This window comes from Microbacterium sp. 5K110 (assembly GCF_005774735.1).
In the GTDB taxonomy this organism is placed as follows: Bacteria; Actinomycetota; Actinomycetes; order Actinomycetales; family Microbacteriaceae; genus Microbacterium.
Map to the genome: position 1 here is coordinate 45,326 of NZ_VBUM01000004.1, position 20,696 is coordinate 66,021.

A 20,696-nucleotide genomic window follows, 5' to 3' on the forward strand; every position below is an offset into this window, starting at 1 on the left:
CTGGCGTCGGCGTCGACTCTGGCGGCGTTCGAGGGTAACAGGCTGGCGATGCTCGTCGCGGCTTCGTGGGCGTTCGACGTGCTGTTCGCGGTGGCTCGGCGCAACATTCGGCGGGTGAGGCGTGCGTGAGCCGGCTTATTGGGGAGGCGTTCGCCGAGTGGCGGGAGTGTCGAGCGGCGTTCGACGAGGTGCTCGAGGCGGCGTATTCGCGCGCGGAGGAGGCGACGAACGGCGCGCTGCTGAACGCGCGAGGGCGCGAAGCACGGGTGAAGCCTCGGTCGATCTTCTACGGGCCGCAGGTGCGGGCGCTCGCGTACGCGTCGCCGGAGCTGCTCGAGCATTGGGAGGAGCACCCTCGGGTGACGTACGCCGAGTTCGAGCGGCAGTGGGTTGCGGCGCGGGAGGCGGAGCGGTGGGCATCGTGAGCGGATGCCAGTACGGGTGCTGCACGGCGGAGGTCGCGGCGCTCCCCGACGGCGGGTGGAAGAACACCGACAAGGGGTGGGTGATCGACGATCGCCGGGCGGAGCACCTGCGGCGGGAGTGGGCGGCGACGTCCGCGCGCATCGACCGGATGCAGGCCGACTACCCGAAGTGCAAGGGATGCGGTCAGTCGGCGCTCGCGCTCGACGCGGCCGGGCTGTGCTCGAAGGTGACCGAATCGCACCGCACGTACCGGGCGCGGCTGGGGTTGTCTCCGGTCCCCGCGGGTCGAGGGGGTCGGCGATGAGCGATCGCACGTGCGCCTGGTGCCGTGGGCTGATCCCCGCCGCCGCGCGCCGAGACGCCGTGTGCTGCTCCGTGCGGTGCCGGCAGGCTCGGCACCGGTTCAATTCCGGGGTAGGCGTCGCGACCGACGTCGGCGACGACGTCTTGCGCCTGGCATACGCCGACCCGCCCTACCCGGGGAAGTCACGCCGCTACTACGGCAGCCACCCCGACTACGCGGGCGAGGTGGATCACACGCGTCTCATCGAGCAGCTCAGCGACGGATACGACGGGTGGGCGTTGTCGACGTCAGCGGAGGCGTTGCAGTCGGTGCTCGCGATGTGCCCGGCTGGGTCGCGTGTCGCCGTGTGGGTCCGGGGCGAGCGGCCGACCCGTAGCGCGGGCCCGCTGAACGCATGGGAACCGGTCATCTATTGGGGTGGCAGGCGGGACGCGTCGCGTTCCACCATGGCGGGCGAGAAGGCGTCGCGCCCACCAGGTGGACGCGTCGCGGAGGACCTGCCCGACGCGTCGCGTGACACCGGCGCGCCGCGACCCGTCGCGCCGGCCGGCGGTCACGACGCGTCGCGCCGCGCGGCCGCGAGCGGTTCGCTGGTGGCCGCGGTCGACGCGTCGCTCGGATCCGCGCGACGTGTCGACGTGCTCGCCTATCGTCCGGGTGCCCGCACCACCGAGCCCGCCCGCGTGGTCGGCGCCAAGCCGGCCGCGTTCTGCCGGTGGGTATTCGATCTCCTCGGCGCGGAACCGCAGGACGACTTCACCGACCTGTTCGCCGGCTCGGGCGGCGTCGCCCGAGCATGGGCCGTGTTCTCGGGACGTGCCGCATGACTGCTGAGACTGAGCGGACAATGCTCGATCGCCTGTGCGTCCGGTACGGCCGCACGTACAAGAACGGCGAGTACGTCGGCCGCGAGTTCGCGCGCGCCGAGCACGTGCCGGTCGGACTCGGGTTCGAGCGCTCGCGCATCGCGGACTTCCTCGCCGTGCGCATGTTCCTGAGCCACGGATACGAGCACCTATCGACGGCCGAGCGCTCGAGGCTGGCACGCGAGGGGGTCCAGTACTGGCGAGACAAGACGCCGACCCTGATCGGGCACGAGGTCAAGGTGTCACGGTCGGACTGGCTGGCTGAGCTACGCGATCCGGAGAAGGCAGAAGCGTGGAAGCGCTACTGCCACGGCTGGTATCTGGTCGTGTCGGATGCGGCGATCGTGCGCGACGGCGAACTACCCGACGGGTGGGGGCTGATGGTGAAGCACGGCAAGTCGTTGCGCACTGTGGTGCGCGCGCCGCGGCTGAAGCCCGAGCCGCTCGACATGATGCACACCGCCGCGCTCGTGCGCGCCGTGATGCACACCCAAGCTCGGGATGCCGCAGCGCTGGCGCGCGCCGCGTTCTCGGGACGTGCCGAATGATGCCGCGGTTCGCGATGACCTATGTCATCTACTGGCCCGAGCGGGCAGTGCTGAAGGTGGGGCGCACGTCGCAGTGGTCCCGTATCGAGGCGATGACGTCGACCGGGGGGCACGTGCTGGTGCTGGCTCGGGGGACGGATGCCACGTGGGAGCGGGAGGCGCTGCGGGTGCTGGCCCGGTGGTTCCCAGGCGCGTTCCGATCCGAGCTGGACGCGTGGTCGCTCATGCCGTACGGCCGCGGCTGGACCGAGTGTTTCACCGTCCCCGAGGACTACCTGCCGTTGGCGGTGGATCTGTGTTTCGAGGGCTTTGCGAGAGGGAACGAGACGGGTGTCAACGAGGAGCGTTCAGCGGAGGATCAGCGCGGCCGATCTCGACTTCGTCGGGTATCTACGGGCGCCGCACGAGGCGAAGCCGACGGCGATCGGGCTGTGGACGAAAGCGACGGACGTAGCGGGCCGGTGCCTGCTGGTGCCGGAGCTGATCGCCGCGGCGATCTACCCGGGCGAGGCCGCCGCGGCGTTGGTGGTACGGCACGTGTTGATGCTCGAGGAGTCGGGGTTTCTCCTGCGGTACGAGCACGAGGGCGACGAGCTGCTAGCGCTGCTGCATCCGCTGCGGGCCGACAAGCGCGGGGCGGTGTCGGACTACCCGCCGCCGCCTCCGCGGGGGGTTCCTCGGAATCCCGTGGCTATGGAGGGGGAGCGGGTGAGCGCGCGGGAGCGGGCGGAGGCGCGGGTGCGTGCCGAGCAGGCCGAGCGGGAGGGCGAGTGGGCAGCGTGGCGGGAGCGGGGCGAGCGCTCCGCGCCGCCGCGTCGGCCGCTGCTGCTGGACGCCCCGCCGATCGGCTGCGTGGATCACCCGAACGGTCGGCGGGCGGACTGCGGACCCTGCGGCACGGCTCGCCGTCAGCACGACCGGTGGGTGGCGCAGCAGCGGTACACGGAGCAGCTCACGCGGTGGGAGGAGGAGAGCGATGCAGACGATGCGAAGCCGTGGTGACGCGTGCGTTCCGCTCGCGGAGCGCCGCACGGCCGCCGACGACGCGTTCGACGAGTTCCTGAGGTCGGTGTCCCGTGCTGGTCGACGTCGGGTCGCGGTGCTCGCTGAGGCGCGGCCGACACCGTGGGACGCGGCGCTACAGCGTGAGCGTCGGTACGACGAGGAGACGGACATGCGACGTCGGTTCATTCGAGGGTTGGGGGTAGGTCGATGACGCCGTGTGCTCTGGGTTGTACGGAGACGGGTCGTCACTTCGCCGACTGTTCCGTTTACGACGGGGTCGATCACGTCAACCCGTGCAGGGGGTGCATGCCGACGGAGGCGCTCGCCGGCATGGTGGTGTGCGACCGGTGTCGCCGTCGGTTCCGGTGGATGCTGCACGAGGTGTCGGATCTGGTGGGCCGGTTGCGGTCGGTCGCGGACCCGACGTCGGCGACGTGCTACGAGGATCTCGTGCAGCGGGGCGGCGGGTCGGGCCGCGGCGCGACACGGGCTCCGCTGCCCTCGGACCTGGCGGATGCGTGCACGGCCGTTCAGATGGGCCTCTGGCGTCTCGCGGGCGCACAGGGGCACCGACCCCGGTCGGACTCCGAGGGCGCAGCTGAGGACGCGAAGGTGCACGCGAAGGTGATCCTCCGCGCTCTCGAGTCCTGGCACCTCGCGGACGAGTTCCGCATGTCGACGCTGCACGACGTGCTGTGGACTCGCCACGTCGCGGACGAGGACGGGCTGAGGTCGGGGTGGTCGGCCGCGGATGCCCTGTCGCGGTGGGGGGCAGAACGTCGAGAGTTCCTCGAGCTGGCGCTTGAGCCGTCGCGCGCGCTCAGGCCGGAGCCGCTGCTGCTGCTCGCGGCAAACGGCCGGGAGCTGTCGGCGCCGATCGCGGAATGGGGAAACGGTGGGGACGGGCTCCTGACGCGGCAGCAGGCCGCGCAAGAGGCGGGCTCGGATCGCACGCTGCGGCGATGGGTCGCGAAGGGCGAGCTGCGACCGGAGACGTACGCCGTGATCGACGGTGCGCGGCGACCGATGTTCCGTCGATCGACAGTGCTCGCGGTGCGGGATCGGATCGGCGCCAACAGGGGCGCCGGGCAGAGGGACGAGAGTGGGCGGTTTGCGTCCCAGGGAGATGGGGCCGCGGCATATGGTACTAGGACACACTCACCGAGGGGGCGACGCAGTGAATCTTGTGACCGTGAATGGCGTGCAGATCGAGATCGAAGATGATCGGACCGCTCTCCATGTGCGAGAGGCGCTCATCGACCTGCTGATTGATGGGAGGCGGTTTGCTGTGACGGGGAAGGGCTCGCTGCCCGATGGGTCGATGCGTCTCACGACCACTGTCGCGGGGCCGGGCTGCGATCTCGTCTTCTACCTGAATGAGGAAGCCGCGGAAATCGAGCTGAACAGCGATTGGTCGTACGCGATGATCGCGTGGGCCGAGCAGTCGGGCCGATTCGAGGTGTGGAGCGAGGACGACACTGAACGCGTTATGGACGGGGTCGTGCGGTTGCAGGCGATCGAGGAAGACCTGAAGGCATCCGACACGACCGGCTCGACCGCGTAGCAGCCGACGGCCTCGTGGGCGAGCCGGTCCAAGCGGTGCGCCCGGTCGTGTGGCTTAGTCCGCTAGGGCATCTCGGAGTTCGTCGAGCGTGAGGTAGTCGAGTAGCTGGCGGAGCGAATCGGGCATCGTGAGGCCGGCGGCTTGAAGGGCGATCGCCATGCCGTCGATTGCGATCTGTCGCTCGAAGGCGGTGTCGGGATCGGGGATGTAGCCGGTCTTCATGCGATGGAGCGCGACCTCGCGGAGCGCAGATCCCCGGTCCTGCGTGGCGGCGGCTTGTGATTCGGCCTGCTCGTGCTGCGCTTGAGCGTGTTCGATGATCTGCTCCGGAATGCGCGTGATGCGGTAAATGAAAATCGCCACGCCCGCGAAGATGACTCCGATGCCGAGGAGCATGAGCAAGTGGCCCGCGTTCATGCCGGCAGGCTAGGGCCGCTCGGCGGCTGTGGGGTTTCGGGTCGGTGAACGAGGGGAGGCCTGCGTCCGAGGGTTGGAACGCTCGGGTTCCGACCGATCGGTAGCTCGGTCGGTCACGGTGCGAGGTTTGCGGCCCGCTCCGGCTCCCTTTCCGGGGCGGGCCGCGTTCCATTCGTCGATCGTGTCGGGCGTCCAGCCGCGCACGTCGCCGATCTGCGCGTCGGGCTCGGGCATCTTGTACCGGCTGAGAGTGCTCGCTGCGACGCCGATTCGGTTGGCGACCTCGCTACGCGATAGATACCGGATCATTTGCGGGTGCTCTCTCGGCTGATCGTCGCGTACCCGGTAAGGGCGGCGGCGAGCACGGCGAGAGAGCCGGCCCACACGGCTTCGGCGATGAACGCGAGCGTCGCGGCGATGAGCGCGACGACGATCGCGGCGTATTCGATTGCTTTCGTCATGGTGGGGGTCCGATGATGGACGGCGGGGCCGGAGGTACTTTCTCTACCTCCGGCCCCTCGTGGTCTAGTCCTTCTTCCGTTCTCCGGCCTTCCTCCACAGTGCTAGGGCTGTGATGAGGGCTGCGGTGGCGGTGATGAGCTTGACCACGTTGTCCACTATCTCGGACATCTCACCTCCTCTCTGTTGTTGTAGCTTAATCATACATCGTCAAGATGCATGAATGCAGGTGTCGAGTGAGGAGAATGCGTGCGGAACCCTGTTCAGGAGCCGACGAACAGTTGCCCGATGAGCCCCGAGGCTGCCGCTCCCGCTCCTGCGTTCGCGGCTGACGCGAGCACGCCCTTTAGTGCCGGGATCAGCCGCTTGAGCACCTTCTGATCCGGGTTCGGCTTGGCAGTCTCGGCGACGATCAACGTCGCGTACTCCCTGGCGACATCGACCTCCTCAGGGTCGATCCCCATTGTTTTTTCGATCAGCGCTAGCGCACGTCCGACAGCATCCGCCAGGTGCTCGTAGCCTGCTGCCACTGGGAGCTGCTGGGTCACGGTGCTTCCATCCACGGCGATATTGACGTGGCTCCCGTTCACGACGATGACGTGCCCTCCCTGGGGCGCGGGTGGCTCAGGCGCGGGCGGGGCCGCCGAATACTTGACCTCGATATGGCGTATGCGGCTTGATCCCTGATCGCGCACGTCGACCTGACTCGCGTATGCCGATTCGCGACCGCCTCGGGGGTCGTCCCATTCCATGCGGTCGCCGTTGTAGATAGGTACGTCGACCTCGAAGAATATCGATTCGGGTTGCACCAATGCTTCCGCCTCGAACGGTGCCCGGCCCGGCTTCTCCGGGCCGGGGGTAATCGCGACCTTCTTGGTGCCGCCGAGTCGGCGCATGGATGTCAAGAAACTCATTCGTACCTCGGGTGTCTCGTCGGCTGATTAGCTGGGTCCAGTTTGGCGGCCCACCGTAATGGCCGCACCCCCTCGTAAGCTGAGCTTGCGCAAGTCTTGTAACCGAGAGCCCTCGCCCCGCGGCGGGGGCTCTCGTCGTTAAACGCGCATCGTCTCTCGGCTGGTGCCCCGGCTCGAGATCGGCGCACCGCACCGTTTCGCCTCCCCCCTTTGTCGTCGAGCCGCCGCGCATTCATGCGGGCGCCGCATGGGGGCGCGGACGGTTCGGTGTGCCATGTCCCGCATGGTGCGGGGGAGCAACCGCGGATGCTCTGACAATGCGCGGCGCGGACCCGGCGTGATGACCGGAGGAGCGGGGCGGTGGGCGTATGCCTCCGCCCCGCTCCGCTCGAACGCGAGAGGAGAGCATGATGCTTTACCCGAACGGTTCTACGGAGCGCCCCACCGTCACGAGCGGGTTCGGTCCGCGCCAGGCGTCGGGCGGTGCGTCCAGTTACCACCGCGGCGCTGACCTCATCGGTTTCTCAATCATCCGGGCGGTCGCCGCGGGTGTCGTCAAGTGCTCGGGCAGCGCACCGCGCGGCTGGGAGAACGGCGGCGATCAGGTCTGGATTCAGCACGACGGATTCTTCTCGAAGAGTCTCCACCAGGCACGTTCGCTCGTCTCGGACGGTCAGTGGGTCAACGAAGGCGACCCGGTCGGCATCGGGATCATGGGGCAGTCCGGTAGCGCGCAGGGCGTGCACCAGCACCTCGAGATCACGCCCGGCGAGCTGCACTTCGGCAACTACGGTCAGGTCGACCCTCTCGCGTTCATCGCGGCGCGTCTCAGCCGCGGCGGGTCGACGGCATCCGTCGGCGGTCAGCAGCGTCGCACGCGTGCCGTCGCGAACGGCCGCGCCGAGGCGTCGTCGCAGTCCGCGCTCGTCGGCGACCCGCTCCAGGACGCGACGGTGGGCGACTTCGTCGGCTTCGCCCGCGGTGAAAGCGTCGAGGGCAACGATGTCTGGTTCAAGGGCACGTCGGGCCGCTGGTTCTGGTCTGGTGCGTTCGAGGGTGGCGCGAACACCGCGAACCTTCCGGACCTGACCCCCGCGGCGTCGCTCGGTGGGCAGCAGCGTCGCACGACGACCGAGCTGAACGGCCGCGCGGACGCCCGCGTGAACGCGACGCTGAAGCAGACGCTCCCGGCCGGCGCCGTCGGCGACTTCGACGGCTGGAAGTACGGCGACGCCGTCGGTACGGAGAACCGGTGGGTTCGCGGCGCACACTCGGGGGACTGGTTCTCGCTCGCCTACCTCGAGCCGAGCAACGTCGACAACCTCGCTGACCTGAACCCGGCCGCTCCGACGCCTTCGGCGAGCAACGAGCGTGTCGTCGGCGCGGGAGGCGCGAACGGCCGCACCGGCCCCGGTCGCAACTACACCGTGGCGCAGAGCCTTCCGGCAGGCACGGTCGGCACGTTCAACGGCTGGACGCGCGGTGAGACGGTCGAGGGCATCGATGTCTGGTTCCGGGGCGCGCTCGCGGGCAACTGGTTCTGGTCGGGCGGCTTTACGTCGCAGAGCACCGACGGGCTCGAGCAGATCGCTACGCCCACCGCCCCGCCGCCCACGGCCACGCCGACCGGGGACAACCCGCTCGGCCTGCCGACGCATACGCCGTTCTACCCGGATGCCGTGATCGGCCTAGACGCCCCGCTCGGCAACTCGCCCCGCGGCACGAAGGGAAAGCCGGCCGTCCCGGCGCCGGTCATCATCGACCAGTTCCACATTCACCGCACCGGCTCGTCGGGGGATGACGGCGCGTGGTTCAGCAAGGACAACGACCGCAGCTCCTGCCCGCACCTTCACGTTCTCGGGAACGGGCGAACCCGGGAGTTTATCCGTCCGAGCATGAAGCCGGCGCTCACCGGTCCCGACTGGAATTGGCGCGGCTACGGTGTCGAGATCCAGGGCGACGGCGACGGCACCGCCGAGCAGTTCGAGCGTGTCGCCGACGTCATGGCCTGGCTCGCGTCCTACGAGGGCAAGACGCTCGACGGGGTGCTGGTGATGTACAACCTGCGGCAGCGGGAAAACACCACGATCACGCACCGCGAGATGCTCCCGGGCACCGAATGCCCGGGCGAGTGGTGGCAGTCCCGGGTTGACGCGCTGCTCGTGCGAGCGCGTCAGATTCTCCTCGGGCGCTACACCCCGGCCGCTCCTGAGCCGGGCAAGGGTGACGTCGTCGAGGTGCCCCGCTCGAAGCTCCAGGAGATATTCGAGTGGCTCAAGGGTGTCCTGGGCCGGCGATCGTGAAGACGCCGACGTTCGAGCAACTGGTGGCACGGGGTTCAACCCGGCACGCGGCGCGCCGCGAGGTTCATCGTGTCGCGTGCCTTCTCGGCGTGGCCTGCGGGCTCGTGCTGGGCGGCGTCGCGGCGCTGTGCATCATCGGCGCGCCTTCCTGACTGATCAACGTAGAAACGAGGGGGGTGTCTCATGGCTGATCCGGTGATGCTCGCCTGGATCGCGTTCGCTGGTGTGTTCGCGACGGCGCTCGCCGCGATCCTGGGCCACCTCCTCGGTGCGTCCACGGCGCGTCGCACGGCGCGCCTCCAGGCCGACACGGCGGCGCAGACGGCCGCGGCGCAGCAGGAGGCGACCCGCGTCGCCCATGACGCGGCGCAGTCGACTGCGGCTGACCGAATGATCGACCAGCTTCAAGAGGAGCTGGCTCGTTACCGAAAGGCGACAGACGCGCGTCTGGATCGTCTCGAGGCGGAGAACCGCGGTTACCGCGCGTTCATCGGCGTGCAGCGCGACCACATGGCGCAGCACGGTATCCCACTGCCGGATTGGCCCGAGGGGCTCCCGCGGTGATTCACGACTACGACCCGAAGGGGGTTCGGATGAAAGAGTTCTGGGCGCGCGTTGCGCGCTGGTTCACGGATTCGCGTCGTCAGGCGGTGCAGGCGTCGATTGCGTCGCTCGTGGCGCTGTTCACGATGCTGGGTGTCACGACACAGGCGCAGTCGTCGGCGCTGCTCGACCTGTCCGCGTCGGCTCTGCTGCTCGTGCAGGGCGTCATCGGCCTGTCGCTGCTGCGCCGGTCGGACGCGTACACGTGGCTGAACGAGCACGGCCGGGGCGCGGTGTACGCGCTCGCGCTCGCCGTCGGCGCGGTCGGGGTGGCCTTCACGGCGTGGGGCGACGACACGGCCGCGCAGATCGCAACGGTGACGACCGCTGTCCTGTCGATCTTCACCGCGTTCGTGCAGGTGGTGAACGTGGGCACCCTGTCGAGCCCCTGGCCGCTGGCTGACCCGCCCGAGTGGCAGAGCAAGCTCGCCGCGTTCGCGACGACTCGCGCCGCGGTCGTCGAGCACGCGAAGCCGGAGGAGAACCCGGCCACGTTCAAGACCGAGCGAGATCCCGCAGAGGCCGCGCCGGCATCGGGTCTGACGGTCGGGGTGTACGCGCCGGGCAGAGCGGCGCCCGAGCCGCTCCGCGCGCGGGCGGTCCGTCAGCTCGCGCCGTTGCCCGTGGGTGCGGTGACGATCCTGACCTCTCTCGATGAGGCGCGTGGCCTGCGGTTCGACGCGGTCCTGTTGGTGGGTGAGCCCACCCCGGCCGTGCTCGAGGCGCTAGCTCCCACCTACGCGACGTCGACCCTGCGCGTGCCCGTGCAGGTGCTCGCGTGATCCCCATGACCCTCTCGAGGCGAGAGAAGGCGCTGGCTCTGGCGATCCAGGCCGGCGTGAACCATCCGACGCTGGATGTTCTGGAGGTAGCGCGCAAGTTCGATGAGTTCCTGAGCGCGAACCCGGGGATTCCGGAGCCGCAGCGCCCGCCGACGCGCGGCCGGATCGTGCTCTACACGCTGTCGGAAGCCGACGTGCACGCGATCAACCGGCGCCGCAGCGACGCGACTGCGAGCGGCGTCGGCGGAACGCATTCGGGTGCTCAGGTGCACGTCGGCAACGAGGCGCGTGTCGGCGACGTCGTACCCGTGGTGGTGGTGCGGGTGTGGCCCGACGGCATCAACGGGCAGGCGTTGCTCGACGGCAACGACACGCTGTGGCTGACGTCGCGGCGTGAGGGTACCGAGCCCGGGACGTGGGCGTGGCCGCCCCGCGGGTGATCGCGCCCGTCTCGGGTGTGATCGGGTTCGCGGTGGTGCCGGATCGGCCGCGAATGTTTCCGCCTGTCGAAGCGATCGTCTCGCAGCAGGCGGACCCCCCGGAGCGGGCGGTGTCCCGGGTGGAACGGGAACGGGCGCGCCGAGCCTGAGCCCGGACGACCGGGAGGTGAGCGGTGCCACACGATGCCGAGAAGCTCAGCGCTACCGAGTACGCGCGGCTCCTCGGCATCGTGTGCCCGCGAGGGTCCGTGTGCTGGCTGTGCCGTGGTCGGCGCGGACCGATCAGGTTCGACCTTCGCGCTCGGCATCCGCTCGGCCCTTCCCTTGACCACGTCATCCCAGCGTCGAAGGGCGGCACATGGGATCTGTGGAACCTGCGACCCGCGCACTTCGGGTGCAACGCTCGTCGCCGCGATCGTGCCCCGTCCGTGCCGCGCGGCACGCGCTCGCGACGGTGGGCCTGACACGCCCGACGTCGTGAGAGCGGACGCGCAGTGCCGGGGCGAGGCGCCACCCCCAGGATCATGTGCAGTTTTTTCCCGACCCCCCACCAGCGCTCACCCTCGCTCCGCCCAAAAATCTCTCTCCCCGGTTCGTTCTACGCACTTGTAGGGCGCTGTAGGGCTGAGCGCGGTGCTGAGCGGCTGCGGGCGGGTGCCGATGGGCAACGGGTCGCGGGCTGATTCGGCGGCGTCAGATGGTCACTGAGCGGAGGTGGTGCCGTGGGTGGGAAACCGTTGCCGCCGCACGGCACTCGCGGTAGATACCGGCTGAAATGCGGGTGCGACAAGTGCCGAAAGTGGAAGTCGGATGACATGGCCGCGTACCGCGAGCGCAAGCGCGCAGCGGAGGCCGGCGAGTCCCCGTCTGAGGGCGCGACGAGGGCTCGCCCTACACGTGCCAAGAGCCCTACAGCTCCTCGTGCTGGGGCTGAGGGTGGCGCGACCGAACGGCCCATGTCGGTGCGCCGCCCGGGGCTGGATGATCCGCTCGCTCAGATGATCGACGACGCGCTGTTCGACGCGCGCGGTGACGCGACTACGGCCGCGATCGTCGCGGCTGAGCGCATCCGTGAGGCCGGGTGGTTGCATCGTGACGAGGTCGAGCCGCTGGATCTGCTCGAGCCGTCATCCGCGATCGAGCGAGCGGCGAGAGAAGCGCTCGTCGACCCGAAGGACGCGGCGACGCGGCTGCGGCACGAGCTGGTTTTCCGCGGCGCGCGGTCGCTGGATGACCCGAAGAACGCGAGGTACTTCGCGAGCACCGTCGAGGCGGTGCGACGTGTGCTCGCGGACCTGATCGCGGGAGGTGGTGCGGATGACGCCGCCGCGATCATGGACGCGATCAGGGGCGCCGCAGGGGATTGAGACGGTCCCGCGGTGGGTGACGCCGCGGAACCCGGCGCGGGAGTCGCGCGGCCGTGAGGTTGTCGGCGTCATGCGTGTTCTCGGTCAGGAGCCGATGCCGTACCAGCGGGAGATCTTCGACACGGCGTTCGAGGTCGATGCGTTCGGTCAGCTCTGGTATCGCGAGATCGTCATCATCCTTCCGCGGCAGTCGGGCAAGACGACGATCGTCATCCCGTGGGGCACGCACCGTGCGCTCATGTGGCCCGAGCGGCAACACATTCTTTACATCGCACAGACGTACGCGAAGGCGCTCGAGAAGCTGACCGACGAGCAGCACTACCGGATCAAGCGGTCGCCGATCGGTCGGCTGCTCCAGCCGAGTCGCACCGGGACGACGCTGCGCGCGACGAACGGCATGCATCACATGCTGTTCAAGAACGGGTCGAAGTGGTCGATCGACGCGGCTACGGAGACGGCCGGGCACGGATCGACCCTCGGGCTCGGCATCGGCGACGAGCTGTTCGCGCAGAAAGACGACCGTCTCGAGCAGGCGATCTCGCCGGCCATGATCGCGGTCGCGGACGCGCAGCGTCTCTGGATCTCGACGGCGGGATACTCGCAACGCAAGTCGCCGTTCCTGTGGGAGAAGAAAGAGCAGGGCCGCGCGCGCGTCGAGCTGCTCCGCGCCGACCTGGCGCTGCTGAACGATCCCCGCTACCGGTCGCTGTACATCGAGTACTCGGCGCCGATGGATGCCGACCCGGACGACCCGCTCACCTATTGGGGCTGCATGCCGGCCCTCGGGTTCACGCAGTCGCTCGCGAACGTGATCAGCGAGCGGGAGAACCTCAAAGACGGGTTCTTCCGCCCGTACCTGAATTGGTGGGCGGACGAACTCACCGTCGAATGGAAGATCCCGAAGGCGAAGTGGGAGGCCGTCGCCGACCCGGATTCGGAGCCCGCCGAAGGTCAGCCGGTGGTGTACGTCATCGATGTGTCGCCGGATTCCACGTGGGCGTCGATCGGTGTCGCCGGTCCTCGGGAGGACGGCGCGATCCACGGCGAGGTGCTCGCCGACGCGCCCCGCATCCTCGACTACGACGACGCCGACCCGACCGGCTGGCTCATCCACGGCGACCGAGATCGGGATATCCCCGGCATCCTCGACGTGCTCAAGAGGGACGACGGGCCGGTGTACGTCGAGCTGAAGACGGCCGGGTTCCTCGTGCCGAAGCTGCAAGAACTCGGCGTCGATGTGCGAGTGATGGCTGATACGGACATCGCCGTGGCCGGGCCGGGCCTGCTCGACGCGGTGCTCACCCGTCAGTTTCGTCACACCGGGCAGGAAGAGATCACCGACGCGCTCCAGGAGGCGGCGGTGCAGGCGTTCGGCGACGGGTGGAAGTTCACCCGCAGCAAGAGCATGCGCCCGATCACCGCGCTCGTCTCGGTCGCGTACGCCCGGCAGATGCTCTCGAAGCTGCTGCCCGAACTGTCGTACGACCCGCTCGCGGCGTTCCGTGAGGCGAACCGCTCCGACTGAAAGGAGGCCGATCGTGCCTGAACATGACCGCACGGAGCTTCTCACCACCGTGCTCGAGGTGGTCGGTATCGCGCTGATCGTCGTCGGGATCAGCCTGTGGTCGATCCCCGTCGCGCTGATCGTCGCTGGCATCGGCGCGCTGGCTGCGTCGTACGCGATCAAGCCGTGGCGAGGTGGTCAGCGGTGAGCTTCCTTCCTCGTGCGGAGAAGCGCGACCTCGACTCGTCGAGCCTGTGGGGCTCGTTCTCCCCGTCGCTCGTCGGGCCGCGGAAGGTCACGCAACTCGCGCCCGTCTACGGTGCGGTCGGGCTGATCGCCGACCTGATCGCGAGCACGCCGATCTCCGTCGCCCGTGAGGTCGGCAACGGCGAGGAGGAGCCCGCCGAAGCGCCGCCGTGGCTGACCGACCCGGACCCGTTCCTGTCGGTCTACGACTGGAGCAAGCTCATGGTCACGCTCTTGCAGCTCCGCGGGAACGCGTTCGGGCTGGTCGACCAGTATCGCCGGTACGTGCGGTGGCTACCCCCGGAGTGGGTGACGGTCAACGATTCGAATCCGCTGAACCCGGTCTACCACGTGCTGGGGCGAGAAATACAGCTCGTCAAGCGGGGCGGCAACCTGATCCACCTCCGCAACTTCGTGGAGCCCGGACGGGCGATGGGGCTCTCTCCCATCGAGCACTTCGCGGCAACGTTCGACATGGCGACGCTCGCGAGCGAGTACGGCCGGCGTTGGTTCCGCAACGCGTCGGTGCCGCCCGGTGTTCTGTCGGCGAAGACGTCGAAGCTGTCGCCCACGCTGCTGCGCGAGGCGCGCGACGACTTCGTGAACGCCGCGAAAGACGGCAAGCCGGTGGCACTGCCCGGAGAGTGGGACTACACCAAGATCTCCCTCACCGCGGAAGAGGCGCAGTTCCTCGCAACGATCGAGGCGAGCGCGACCATTATCGCGACGATCTACCGGCTGCCGCCCGAGGACATCGGCGGGAAGGCGGGCAACTCCCGCACGTACAGCAACCGCGAGATGGATCAAGAGCTGCTGAACGTGCGAACGCTCCAGCCGATCACACTCAACGTCGCTGCCGCATTCGGCGACATTCTGCCGCCTGGTCACAAGCTGCGTTTCCACCTCGAGGCGCTCGCCGAGCCGAGCCTGCTCGATCGTGCGCGGGTGGATTCGGAGGAGCTGAAGAACCTGACGCTCACGCCGGAGGAGGCGCGACGGCGTCGTGGTCGCAGTCCCCTCACCGACGCGCAGCTCGACCGTGGGTACGAGCTGTTCCGGAAGAACCGGTCCGAGTCGGAATCGACGTCGAACGCGACATCGCTCGCGCTCACAGAGGAGGCATCATGACGATCACCATCGAACGCCGCGGCACGCATCAGGCGGTCGAGTTCCGCGCCACCGACGGAGGTAGCGGGCTCGGCGTCATCGGCGGGTACGCGCTCGTCTTCGACACGCTCAGCCGCGACCTCGGCGGTTTTTGCGAGGAGTTCGCCCCGGAAGCGTTCGGGGCGCCTGGGAAGGGCGGCGCGCTCGACCTGTCACTGCACACGCGGGTGATCTGCCGGTCCGAGCACGACAGCCGTCTGCTGCTCGGCGCGACCGACTCGGGGACGCTTCGCGTCTTCGTCGATGACACCGGCATCCGGTACGAGGATGATCTGCCGAACACGTCGGCGGGTCGAGACGCCGCGGTGCTCGCCGAGCGCGGCGACTACCGGTTCTCGTCGTTCTCGTTCACCGCGCTCGACGAGCAGTGGCGCCAGGACGCGGACGGGCGCCTGGTCCGCCGCGTCACCCGCGCGACCCTGCACGACGTGAGCCCCGTCGCTGACCCGGCCTACTGGTCGTCGTCCACGGCGATGCTCCGCGCGATCGACCTCGACGCCGTGCGCGCGTCCCTCATCCCCCCGCCCGCCGAGCCCGGCGAGCGAGAGGCAGCGGTGCGCCGCGCCGCTGCCGCCATGACACGCGAGACGCATCCCGCGCTCGTGACCCGAGCCCGCAAGCGCGGGATCTGAGAAAGGAGAACCCGGATGACCAGCATCCAGGAACGCATCAAGTCCCTCGCCGACGAGCAGAAGCGGGCGTGGGAGACGGAGGGCAAGCCGCTTGCGGACATCGCCGCCGAGCGAGCCCTGACGGCCGAGGAGCACGCGAAGTTCGAGAAGCTCACCCGAGCATTCGACGACTTCGACGACCGGATCACGCTGCTGCGCCAGCAGCGTGACATCGAGCAGCGCGCGATCGACTTCGCCGCGGACGTGCTCGGCAACCCGTCGGCGTTCGGCCCCGCGGCCGACGTCGCCGCGTTCGCGAACGAGATCCGCAACGCGCTGCGCTCGGCGTCCTCGCCTCTCGAGTACGCGGCGTCGATCGAAGAGGCACGGGCGATCAGCCGACTGCTGCCCGCGGGTACGCCCGCTGTGGTGGCGGCGCAGGCGCGCGCGCTGAGCGTGGGGACGCCGACGGCGGGCGGTAACACCGTCGGCAAGACCTTCCTCTCGCAGCTCATCGAGCCGCTGCGTCAGTTCTCCGGCATCTACGCGGCCGGCGCGTACGTGCTCACCACGGAGAAGGGCGACGACGTGATCCTGCCGCGCCTCACGAGCTTCGGCGCCGCGGCGCCCGCTCCTGAGGCGACGCAGCTCACCGGTACCGATCCCGCGTTCGCGCAGATCACCCTCAAGGCCTACGGGTACGGCGACTACCGCGGCATCAGCCGCGAGCTGGTCGACGACTCCCTCGTGGACATCGAGGGGCTCGTGTCCCGCCTGATCGGCGAGAACATCGCCGTCCTGTTCGGGCAGAAGCTGGCGACGGGCGCGGGCGGCACCGAGCCGACCGGCATCGCCACCGCGGCCACGGCCGGCGTGACCGGTGCCACGGGCGTCGGCGGTGCGCCGACGTGGGACAACCTGATCGACGTCCAGGAATCGGTTCTCGCGCCCTACCAGGCGAACGCCTCGTGGGTCGCAGCGAACACCGCCGTCGCGGCGGCGCGGAAGCTGAAGGACAACAGCGGCCGTTACTACTGGGAGCCGAACGGTCAGACCGGCGCACCCGCGCAGCTCCTCGGTGCGCCTGTGTACCGCGACCCGTTCCTCTCGCCCCTCGGCGCCGGGTCGAAGTCGATCTTCTACGGCGACTTCTCCCGTTACTGGGTCCGTCTCGTGGGGTCGACCCGCATCGAGCGTTCCGACCAGGCGCTCTTCGGTGCCGACCAGATCGCCTTCCGCGGCAAGCTCCGCGCGGACGGTGCTCTCATGGACGCCTCGGCGGTCAAGTCGTTCGTCGGTGGTGCAGCGTGACCGCCCGCAAGCAGGCCGCTCGTCCCGAGGAGGAGGCGCAGGCGACCCCTGCGGCTCCCGCGGAGGCGGAGACGGCGGATGCCACGGATGCCGCGGCGTCTGTTGCGCCGGAGGCGCCCGTGGCGGCGGCGACCACCGATGCCGAGAAGGACGCCGAGATCGCTCGCCTGCGGGCGGAGGCGGCGGAGTCGCAGCGCAAGCTCGACCTCCTCCTCGCCGGGCAGCCGATCGATCCCGAACCGCAGGTGGTGCTCGAGTCGCTCGAGGGCGACGTGGCCGTGCGGATGCTGATCACGATCAGCGGTTCGCGTGACGGCGAGCCCTGGCCCGCCGCAGGCGGTGTCGTGACGCTGCCCGCGGCGGAGGCCGCGCAGTACATCGCAATCGGGTACGCCGCGCGAGCGGAGTGAACCGAGGCGTCTGAGCCGAGGGGCGCGGCACCTGACCGGGTGCCGCGCCCCTCGGTCGTCGCACAGGAGGGGAGAGGCCGTGGCGAAGAATTGGCCGCTTCGCGCGAACGATTTGCGCAAAGCGCTCGAGTACAGCGTCGGGCAGGACGACGCCGCCGAGCTGGAGATGTACATCAAGGCCGCGTGTGAGCGCGTGGACCGTAAGACCGGCCGCGACGTCGAACCGACCCGGCACGAGGTGAACGGGCACGTCCCGGCACTGTTCGTGCTGGCTGCTCGCCGCACGGCGAAGCTGTGGTGGCAGCAAGACAAGAAGGGGCCGCGGGCGCGCCCTACGGGCGAGGAGCTGGCCCCGAACGAGGGCATCGGCGGTATCGACCTTCCTCGCACCGTGGCCGGCATCCTGGCCGACTACCCGCCGCGGCCGGGGTTCGGCGCATGAGCGAGCTTGTGGTCGTGAGCGCGACCAGCTCGGTGCTCAAGGCCCGCGCGGGGCTCATCGCTGCGGTGCGTGCTGCTCTCGCCGCCGATCGGTCGGTGGACATCGAGGCCGGGTTCTCGGGTGCCCCGGAGAATCCGGATTGGGTCGCGTTCGGCGACGTCGACCAGGCCGTGGACCCGAAGACGATCGGGCCGCGGCGGTCGTATGACGAGATGATCACGCTCGGCATGAACGTGGGGGCGTGGCGGTCGGGGCGCGGCGACGACGTGGTGAATGCCGCGTACGCCCGCTGCGACGAGCTGCTGTCGAAGATCTGGGCGTACATCGCCGACGGCGACAACATCACGCTCGGCGGCGTCGTCGCGTGGTGCTGGCCCGGGTCGGCTTCGTGGGCGGGTGCAGAGGTTGAGGGCGGGTTCCAGGTGGAAGTCGCCGCGGAGTTCGTGTGCACGCACCGAGTGCGGGCCGCGTAGGAAGGGAGACAAGGGTGGCGAAGTTTAAGAACGTCGGGCCGCTGGGCGCGCTCGACATCGACGTGCTCGGGCTGCGCGGGATCGAGGTCGGCGAGGTGTTCGAGGTGCCCGATCACCTCGCGGCGGCATTCGTCGGACAGGTCGAGATCTACGAGGTCGTGGACGTGCCGCAGTCCGTGCACGACGCGTACGCCGCGTCGCTGGCGGAGGAAGCGGACATCAGGGGGGAAACCGTCGCGCCGGCCGGTGAGGGCGACGCGTCGCCCGGACCTGCGCGCACGCGTCAGCGGAAGGCCGATCAGGAAAGCCAGGAGGGTGAGAAGTGACCACGCAACTCGATTTCTCGGTGGGGCTCGGCCTCGAAGCCGCGTTCGCCACCATCACGCCCGCTACACGATTCTTCGAGTCGGAAGCGAAAGCGAAGTGGGACGTCAAGACGGCGATGAGCAAGGGGCTCCGTCCGACGAAGGGCGTCGACCGGACGTCGCGACAGTCCATCTCTCACGTCGAAGGCACGATGGACATCACGGTGGACGCGCCGACGCGTGGCCTCGGGTTCCTCATCAACGCGGTCATGGGTTCCGTCGTCACGACCAACGTCTCGACCGGGCTCACGCAGCAGGTGCACACCCTGTCGACCACGGACCCGGTCCCGACGTACGCGGTTCAGGAAGTGGTGCCGCTGCTCGGGGGAGCGGCGAACAACGCGCATATCTTCCGTGGGTGTGCGTTCGACTCCCTCACGATCGACGCGAAGGAAGGCGAGTACGTTGCGGTGACGGCGTCGGCGCTGTTGTCGCGCATCCTCGTCACGTCCCCGGGTGTGGCGGCGGCGTACCCCTCCGATGACGGCCTGTTCTCCTACGTGCAGGGGCAGATCTTCCTGGGGGACGGTGTGCTGACGGAGCCGACGACGACCGCGCTGGCCTCGCTCGCGGTGACGAGTGCCGTGAACATCGCCGATTTCTCCGTGACGGTGAAGCGCAACCTCGACCAGAAGGGGTTCAACCTCGGCGGTGCGGGTCTTCGCCGACGCGCGCCCGTGCTCGGCAAGCCGCAGATCACCGGGAAGCTGACTGCGGAGTACACCGACAACGTGCTGCGAGACGCCTACCTCGCGCAGACGTCTCTCGCGTGCGTGCTGACATTCACGAACGGCACCGCCGTTCTCCAGGTCGTCCTCCCGGCGATTCGTCTCGGGGGCGAGGTGCCGGCATCGAACGGCGGCGAAACCGTGACGCAGTCGATTCCGTTCACCGCGTTCGACAACGGGACCGCGACACAGCCGATCTGGATCGTCTACCGGTCGGCGGACACCGCACCATGACCCGCGGGGGTGTCACGCCGAACATCGCGCTTGACACCTCCAGTGTCCGTACCCGGTTCGAGCGCATCAAGGAGTTCAGTCCGGCGCTCGCGCGCCGGGTGCGTCGGGACTTTCGTCAGTCCGGCGACGAGATCATCTCGGAGCAGCGGGCCATCCTGGATGGTCCGCTGCCCCGCGGTGTCGCAGTCGTCGGGCAGCGCACGCGCAGGACGTACAACGCGAAGACGAAGCGGATCGTCAAGCGGCGACTCAACGTCTACGGCGACCGCGACGTGAAACGTCCCGGCCGATCCAGGTCCAACGACGAAGACGGCGTGGGGCTGCGCGAGGGCATCAAGAAAAGCCTCCGCACGCGCGTCGTCATCACGGAGAAGCGGACGTCGATCGCAGTGCGGACAACGAACGCGAAGCGCACGGGTGCCACGTTCTGGCAGGCCAAGCGCTTCCGGCATCCGACGTTCGGTCACCGCGACCGGATGCAGTACCAGGCCGGCATGCCCTACTTCTGGGAGCCGGCGTTTCGAGGGGCAGAGGCCGCCGCGGCGCGCGTGGACGCGTCGATCGACGAGGCCCTGGCCGAGATCAGCGATTAGGAGATACACGTGCCCACACTCGTTCTCGACGACGGCCGCGAGGTCGACGTCATCAAGCCCAACGTGCAGGAGAAAATCCTGGCGCAGTCGCAGTACCGGCGTGAGTTCAAGACCTCGCCCGCCGACATGGTCGACGTGATCCAGTCCGTCGATTGGGCGGTCACGATCTCCGTCTTCGCCACCCTGCACCGCAACGGCGTGCCGGAGCGGATGCCGGATCTGCTCGACGACGAACGCATTCGGTACTGGCACGGCCGCATGCGACACGGGGCAGGTGAGATCGCCGATGCGGAGGCGGTCGCCGACGCGAAGGCGGAGGGTGAGCAGAGCCACAACCCTTCCGCGACGGAGGCCGCGGGCGGCGATCCCGCGGCACCAACAGCGCCGCCGTCGACCGACTGAACAAAGCCGAGCCCTATACCGAGGATCAGGTGCGCAAGCGCATCTTCGTCGTGGGCCGGGGGGACATGTGGCCGAGCTACACGCCCGATGTGATCTACGCGATGGATGTCGACCTGTGGGAGCAGTTGGCTCTCGCGGTGGACGCGGAAATCGCTTATCGAGAGCAGAAGCAGCGCGAGCCCGAATCGCGCTCCCGTCGAAGTAGGGGGTAA

General features: G+C 69.0%; 30 protein-coding genes. 27 read left to right on the forward strand and 3 right to left on the reverse strand.

The features are described 5' to 3' along the window. The first annotated feature begins 125 nt into the window (after positions 1-125). From FE256_RS02175 to FE256_RS02205, 7 genes are all read left to right on the forward strand, one after another. Positions 126-425, forward strand: a complete 300-nt coding sequence (locus FE256_RS02175; RefSeq protein ID WP_138172591.1) for a hypothetical protein — start codon at positions 126-128, stop codon at positions 423-425. Then, positions 413-730: a hypothetical protein gene (locus FE256_RS02180; RefSeq protein ID WP_212743458.1), complete on the forward strand. Its 318-nt coding sequence runs from the start codon at positions 413-415 to the stop codon at positions 728-730. Before FE256_RS02175 ends, FE256_RS02180 begins: the two co-directional genes overlap by 13 nt. Continuing rightward, a complete protein-coding gene (locus FE256_RS02185) occupies positions 727-1,557 on the forward strand; it encodes a hypothetical protein (protein ID WP_138172592.1) in 831 nt (276 codons plus the stop codon). The genes FE256_RS02180 and FE256_RS02185 overlap by 4 nt, the downstream gene beginning before the upstream one ends. Further along, complete coding sequence (locus FE256_RS02190) at positions 1,554-2,144, forward strand: hypothetical protein (protein ID WP_138172593.1); 591 nt, start codon at positions 1,554-1,556, stop codon at positions 2,142-2,144. The genes FE256_RS02185 and FE256_RS02190 overlap by 4 nt, the downstream gene beginning before the upstream one ends. Positions 2,145-2,474: 330 nt before the next feature. After that, on the forward strand, positions 2,475-3,146 hold the full coding sequence (locus FE256_RS02195; RefSeq protein WP_212743459.1) for a hypothetical protein: 672 nt from the start codon (positions 2,475-2,477) through the stop codon (positions 3,144-3,146). A gap of 309 nt (positions 3,147-3,455) precedes the next feature. After that, positions 3,456-4,373, forward strand: a complete 918-nt coding sequence (locus tag FE256_RS02200; RefSeq protein WP_138172594.1) for a hypothetical protein — start codon at positions 3,456-3,458, stop codon at positions 4,371-4,373. After that, positions 4,351-4,713 (forward strand): hypothetical protein, encoded by a 363-nt coding sequence (locus tag FE256_RS02205; RefSeq protein WP_138172595.1) that lies wholly within the window; start codon positions 4,351-4,353, stop codon positions 4,711-4,713. Before FE256_RS02200 ends, FE256_RS02205 begins: the two co-directional genes overlap by 23 nt. A 54-nt stretch (positions 4,714-4,767) precedes the next feature. Here the strand turns inward: FE256_RS02205 and FE256_RS02210 are convergent, their stop codons facing one another. From FE256_RS02210 to FE256_RS02220, 3 genes are all read right to left on the reverse strand, one after another. Continuing rightward, a complete protein-coding gene (locus FE256_RS02210) occupies positions 4,768-5,130 on the reverse strand; it encodes a hypothetical protein (protein ID WP_138172596.1) in 363 nt (120 codons plus the stop codon). Between the two features lie 305 nt (positions 5,131-5,435). Further along, complete coding sequence (locus tag FE256_RS17995) at positions 5,436-5,591, reverse strand: hypothetical protein (RefSeq protein ID WP_171024149.1); 156 nt, start codon at positions 5,589-5,591, stop codon at positions 5,436-5,438. A 261-nt stretch (positions 5,592-5,852) separates the two neighbouring features. Continuing rightward, entirely contained in the window at positions 5,853-6,494 is a 642-nt protein-coding gene (locus FE256_RS02220; protein ID WP_138172597.1) for a hypothetical protein, read from the reverse strand. 416 nt (positions 6,495-6,910) lie between these two features. Between FE256_RS02220 and FE256_RS02225 the strand changes: the two genes are divergently transcribed. The 20 genes from FE256_RS02225 (at position 6,911) to FE256_RS02310 (ending at position 20,696) form a co-directional block, all read left to right on the forward strand. After that, complete coding sequence (locus FE256_RS02225) at positions 6,911-8,806, forward strand: peptidoglycan DD-metalloendopeptidase family protein (RefSeq protein WP_171024150.1); 1,896 nt, start codon at positions 6,911-6,913, stop codon at positions 8,804-8,806. Next, positions 8,803-8,958, forward strand: coding sequence for a hypothetical protein (locus FE256_RS18000; RefSeq protein WP_171024151.1), 156 nt, complete (start codon positions 8,803-8,805; stop codon positions 8,956-8,958). Before FE256_RS02225 ends, FE256_RS18000 begins: the two co-directional genes overlap by 4 nt. Before the next feature lie 31 nt (positions 8,959-8,989). Further along, complete coding sequence (locus FE256_RS18340) at positions 8,990-9,370, forward strand: hypothetical protein (RefSeq protein ID WP_212743460.1); 381 nt, start codon at positions 8,990-8,992, stop codon at positions 9,368-9,370. A 29-nt stretch (positions 9,371-9,399) separates the two neighbouring features. Beyond that, positions 9,400-10,191: a hypothetical protein gene (locus FE256_RS02235; RefSeq protein WP_138172599.1), complete on the forward strand. Its 792-nt coding sequence runs from the start codon at positions 9,400-9,402 to the stop codon at positions 10,189-10,191. A 5-nt stretch (positions 10,192-10,196) separates the two neighbouring features. Continuing rightward, on the forward strand, positions 10,197-10,631 hold the full coding sequence (locus FE256_RS02240) for a hypothetical protein (protein WP_212743461.1): 435 nt from the start codon (positions 10,197-10,199) through the stop codon (positions 10,629-10,631). Positions 10,632-10,879: 248 nt separating this feature from the next. After that, on the forward strand, positions 10,880-11,095 hold the full coding sequence (locus tag FE256_RS18620) for an HNH endonuclease (protein WP_354645959.1): 216 nt from the start codon (positions 10,880-10,882) through the stop codon (positions 11,093-11,095). Positions 11,096-11,587: 492 nt separating this feature from the next. Continuing rightward, positions 11,588-11,998, forward strand: coding sequence for a hypothetical protein (locus tag FE256_RS02250; RefSeq protein WP_138172600.1), 411 nt, complete (start codon positions 11,588-11,590; stop codon positions 11,996-11,998). Positions 11,999-12,068: 70 nt separating this feature from the next. Beyond that, entirely contained in the window at positions 12,069-13,523 is a 1,455-nt protein-coding gene (locus FE256_RS02255; RefSeq protein ID WP_171024152.1) for a terminase large subunit domain-containing protein, read from the forward strand. 13 nt (positions 13,524-13,536) lie between these two features. Then, complete coding sequence (locus tag FE256_RS18005; protein WP_171024153.1) at positions 13,537-13,710, forward strand: hypothetical protein; 174 nt, start codon at positions 13,537-13,539, stop codon at positions 13,708-13,710. Next, a complete protein-coding gene (locus FE256_RS02260) occupies positions 13,707-14,876 on the forward strand; it encodes a phage portal protein (protein ID WP_171024154.1) in 1,170 nt (389 codons plus the stop codon). Before FE256_RS18005 ends, FE256_RS02260 begins: the two co-directional genes overlap by 4 nt. Continuing rightward, positions 14,873-15,547 (forward strand): HK97 family phage prohead protease, encoded by a 675-nt coding sequence (locus FE256_RS02265; protein ID WP_138172603.1) that lies wholly within the window; start codon positions 14,873-14,875, stop codon positions 15,545-15,547. The genes FE256_RS02260 and FE256_RS02265 overlap by 4 nt, the downstream gene beginning before the upstream one ends. A 15-nt stretch (positions 15,548-15,562) precedes the next feature. Beyond that, positions 15,563-16,837 carry a phage major capsid protein gene (locus FE256_RS02270; RefSeq protein ID WP_138172604.1) on the forward strand — a complete coding sequence of 425 codons (1,275 nt, stop codon included), beginning with the start codon at positions 15,563-15,565 and terminating at the stop codon, positions 16,835-16,837. Continuing rightward, positions 16,834-17,247 (forward strand): hypothetical protein, encoded by a 414-nt coding sequence (locus tag FE256_RS02275; RefSeq protein ID WP_138172605.1) that lies wholly within the window; start codon positions 16,834-16,836, stop codon positions 17,245-17,247. Before FE256_RS02270 ends, FE256_RS02275 begins: the two co-directional genes overlap by 4 nt. 79 nt (positions 17,248-17,326) lie before the next feature. Further along, on the forward strand, positions 17,327-17,689 hold the full coding sequence (locus FE256_RS02280; RefSeq protein ID WP_138172606.1) for a head-tail connector protein: 363 nt from the start codon (positions 17,327-17,329) through the stop codon (positions 17,687-17,689). Beyond that, on the forward strand, positions 17,686-18,162 hold the full coding sequence (locus tag FE256_RS02285) for a hypothetical protein (RefSeq protein ID WP_138172607.1): 477 nt from the start codon (positions 17,686-17,688) through the stop codon (positions 18,160-18,162). Before FE256_RS02280 ends, FE256_RS02285 begins: the two co-directional genes overlap by 4 nt. A 14-nt stretch (positions 18,163-18,176) precedes the next feature. After that, on the forward strand, positions 18,177-18,488 hold the full coding sequence (locus FE256_RS02290) for a hypothetical protein (RefSeq protein ID WP_138172608.1): 312 nt from the start codon (positions 18,177-18,179) through the stop codon (positions 18,486-18,488). Then, entirely contained in the window at positions 18,485-19,489 is a 1,005-nt protein-coding gene (locus tag FE256_RS02295; protein ID WP_138172609.1) for a phage tail tube protein, read from the forward strand. Before FE256_RS02290 ends, FE256_RS02295 begins: the two co-directional genes overlap by 4 nt. Beyond that, positions 19,486-20,082, forward strand: coding sequence for a hypothetical protein (locus tag FE256_RS02300; RefSeq protein ID WP_138172610.1), 597 nt, complete (start codon positions 19,486-19,488; stop codon positions 20,080-20,082). Before FE256_RS02295 ends, FE256_RS02300 begins: the two co-directional genes overlap by 4 nt. 9 nt (positions 20,083-20,091) lie before the next feature. Beyond that, a complete protein-coding gene (locus tag FE256_RS02305) occupies positions 20,092-20,484 on the forward strand; it encodes a hypothetical protein (protein WP_138172611.1) in 393 nt (130 codons plus the stop codon). Between the two features lie 29 nt (positions 20,485-20,513). Continuing rightward, on the forward strand, positions 20,514-20,696 hold the full coding sequence (locus FE256_RS02310; protein WP_138172612.1) for a hypothetical protein: 183 nt from the start codon (positions 20,514-20,516) through the stop codon (positions 20,694-20,696).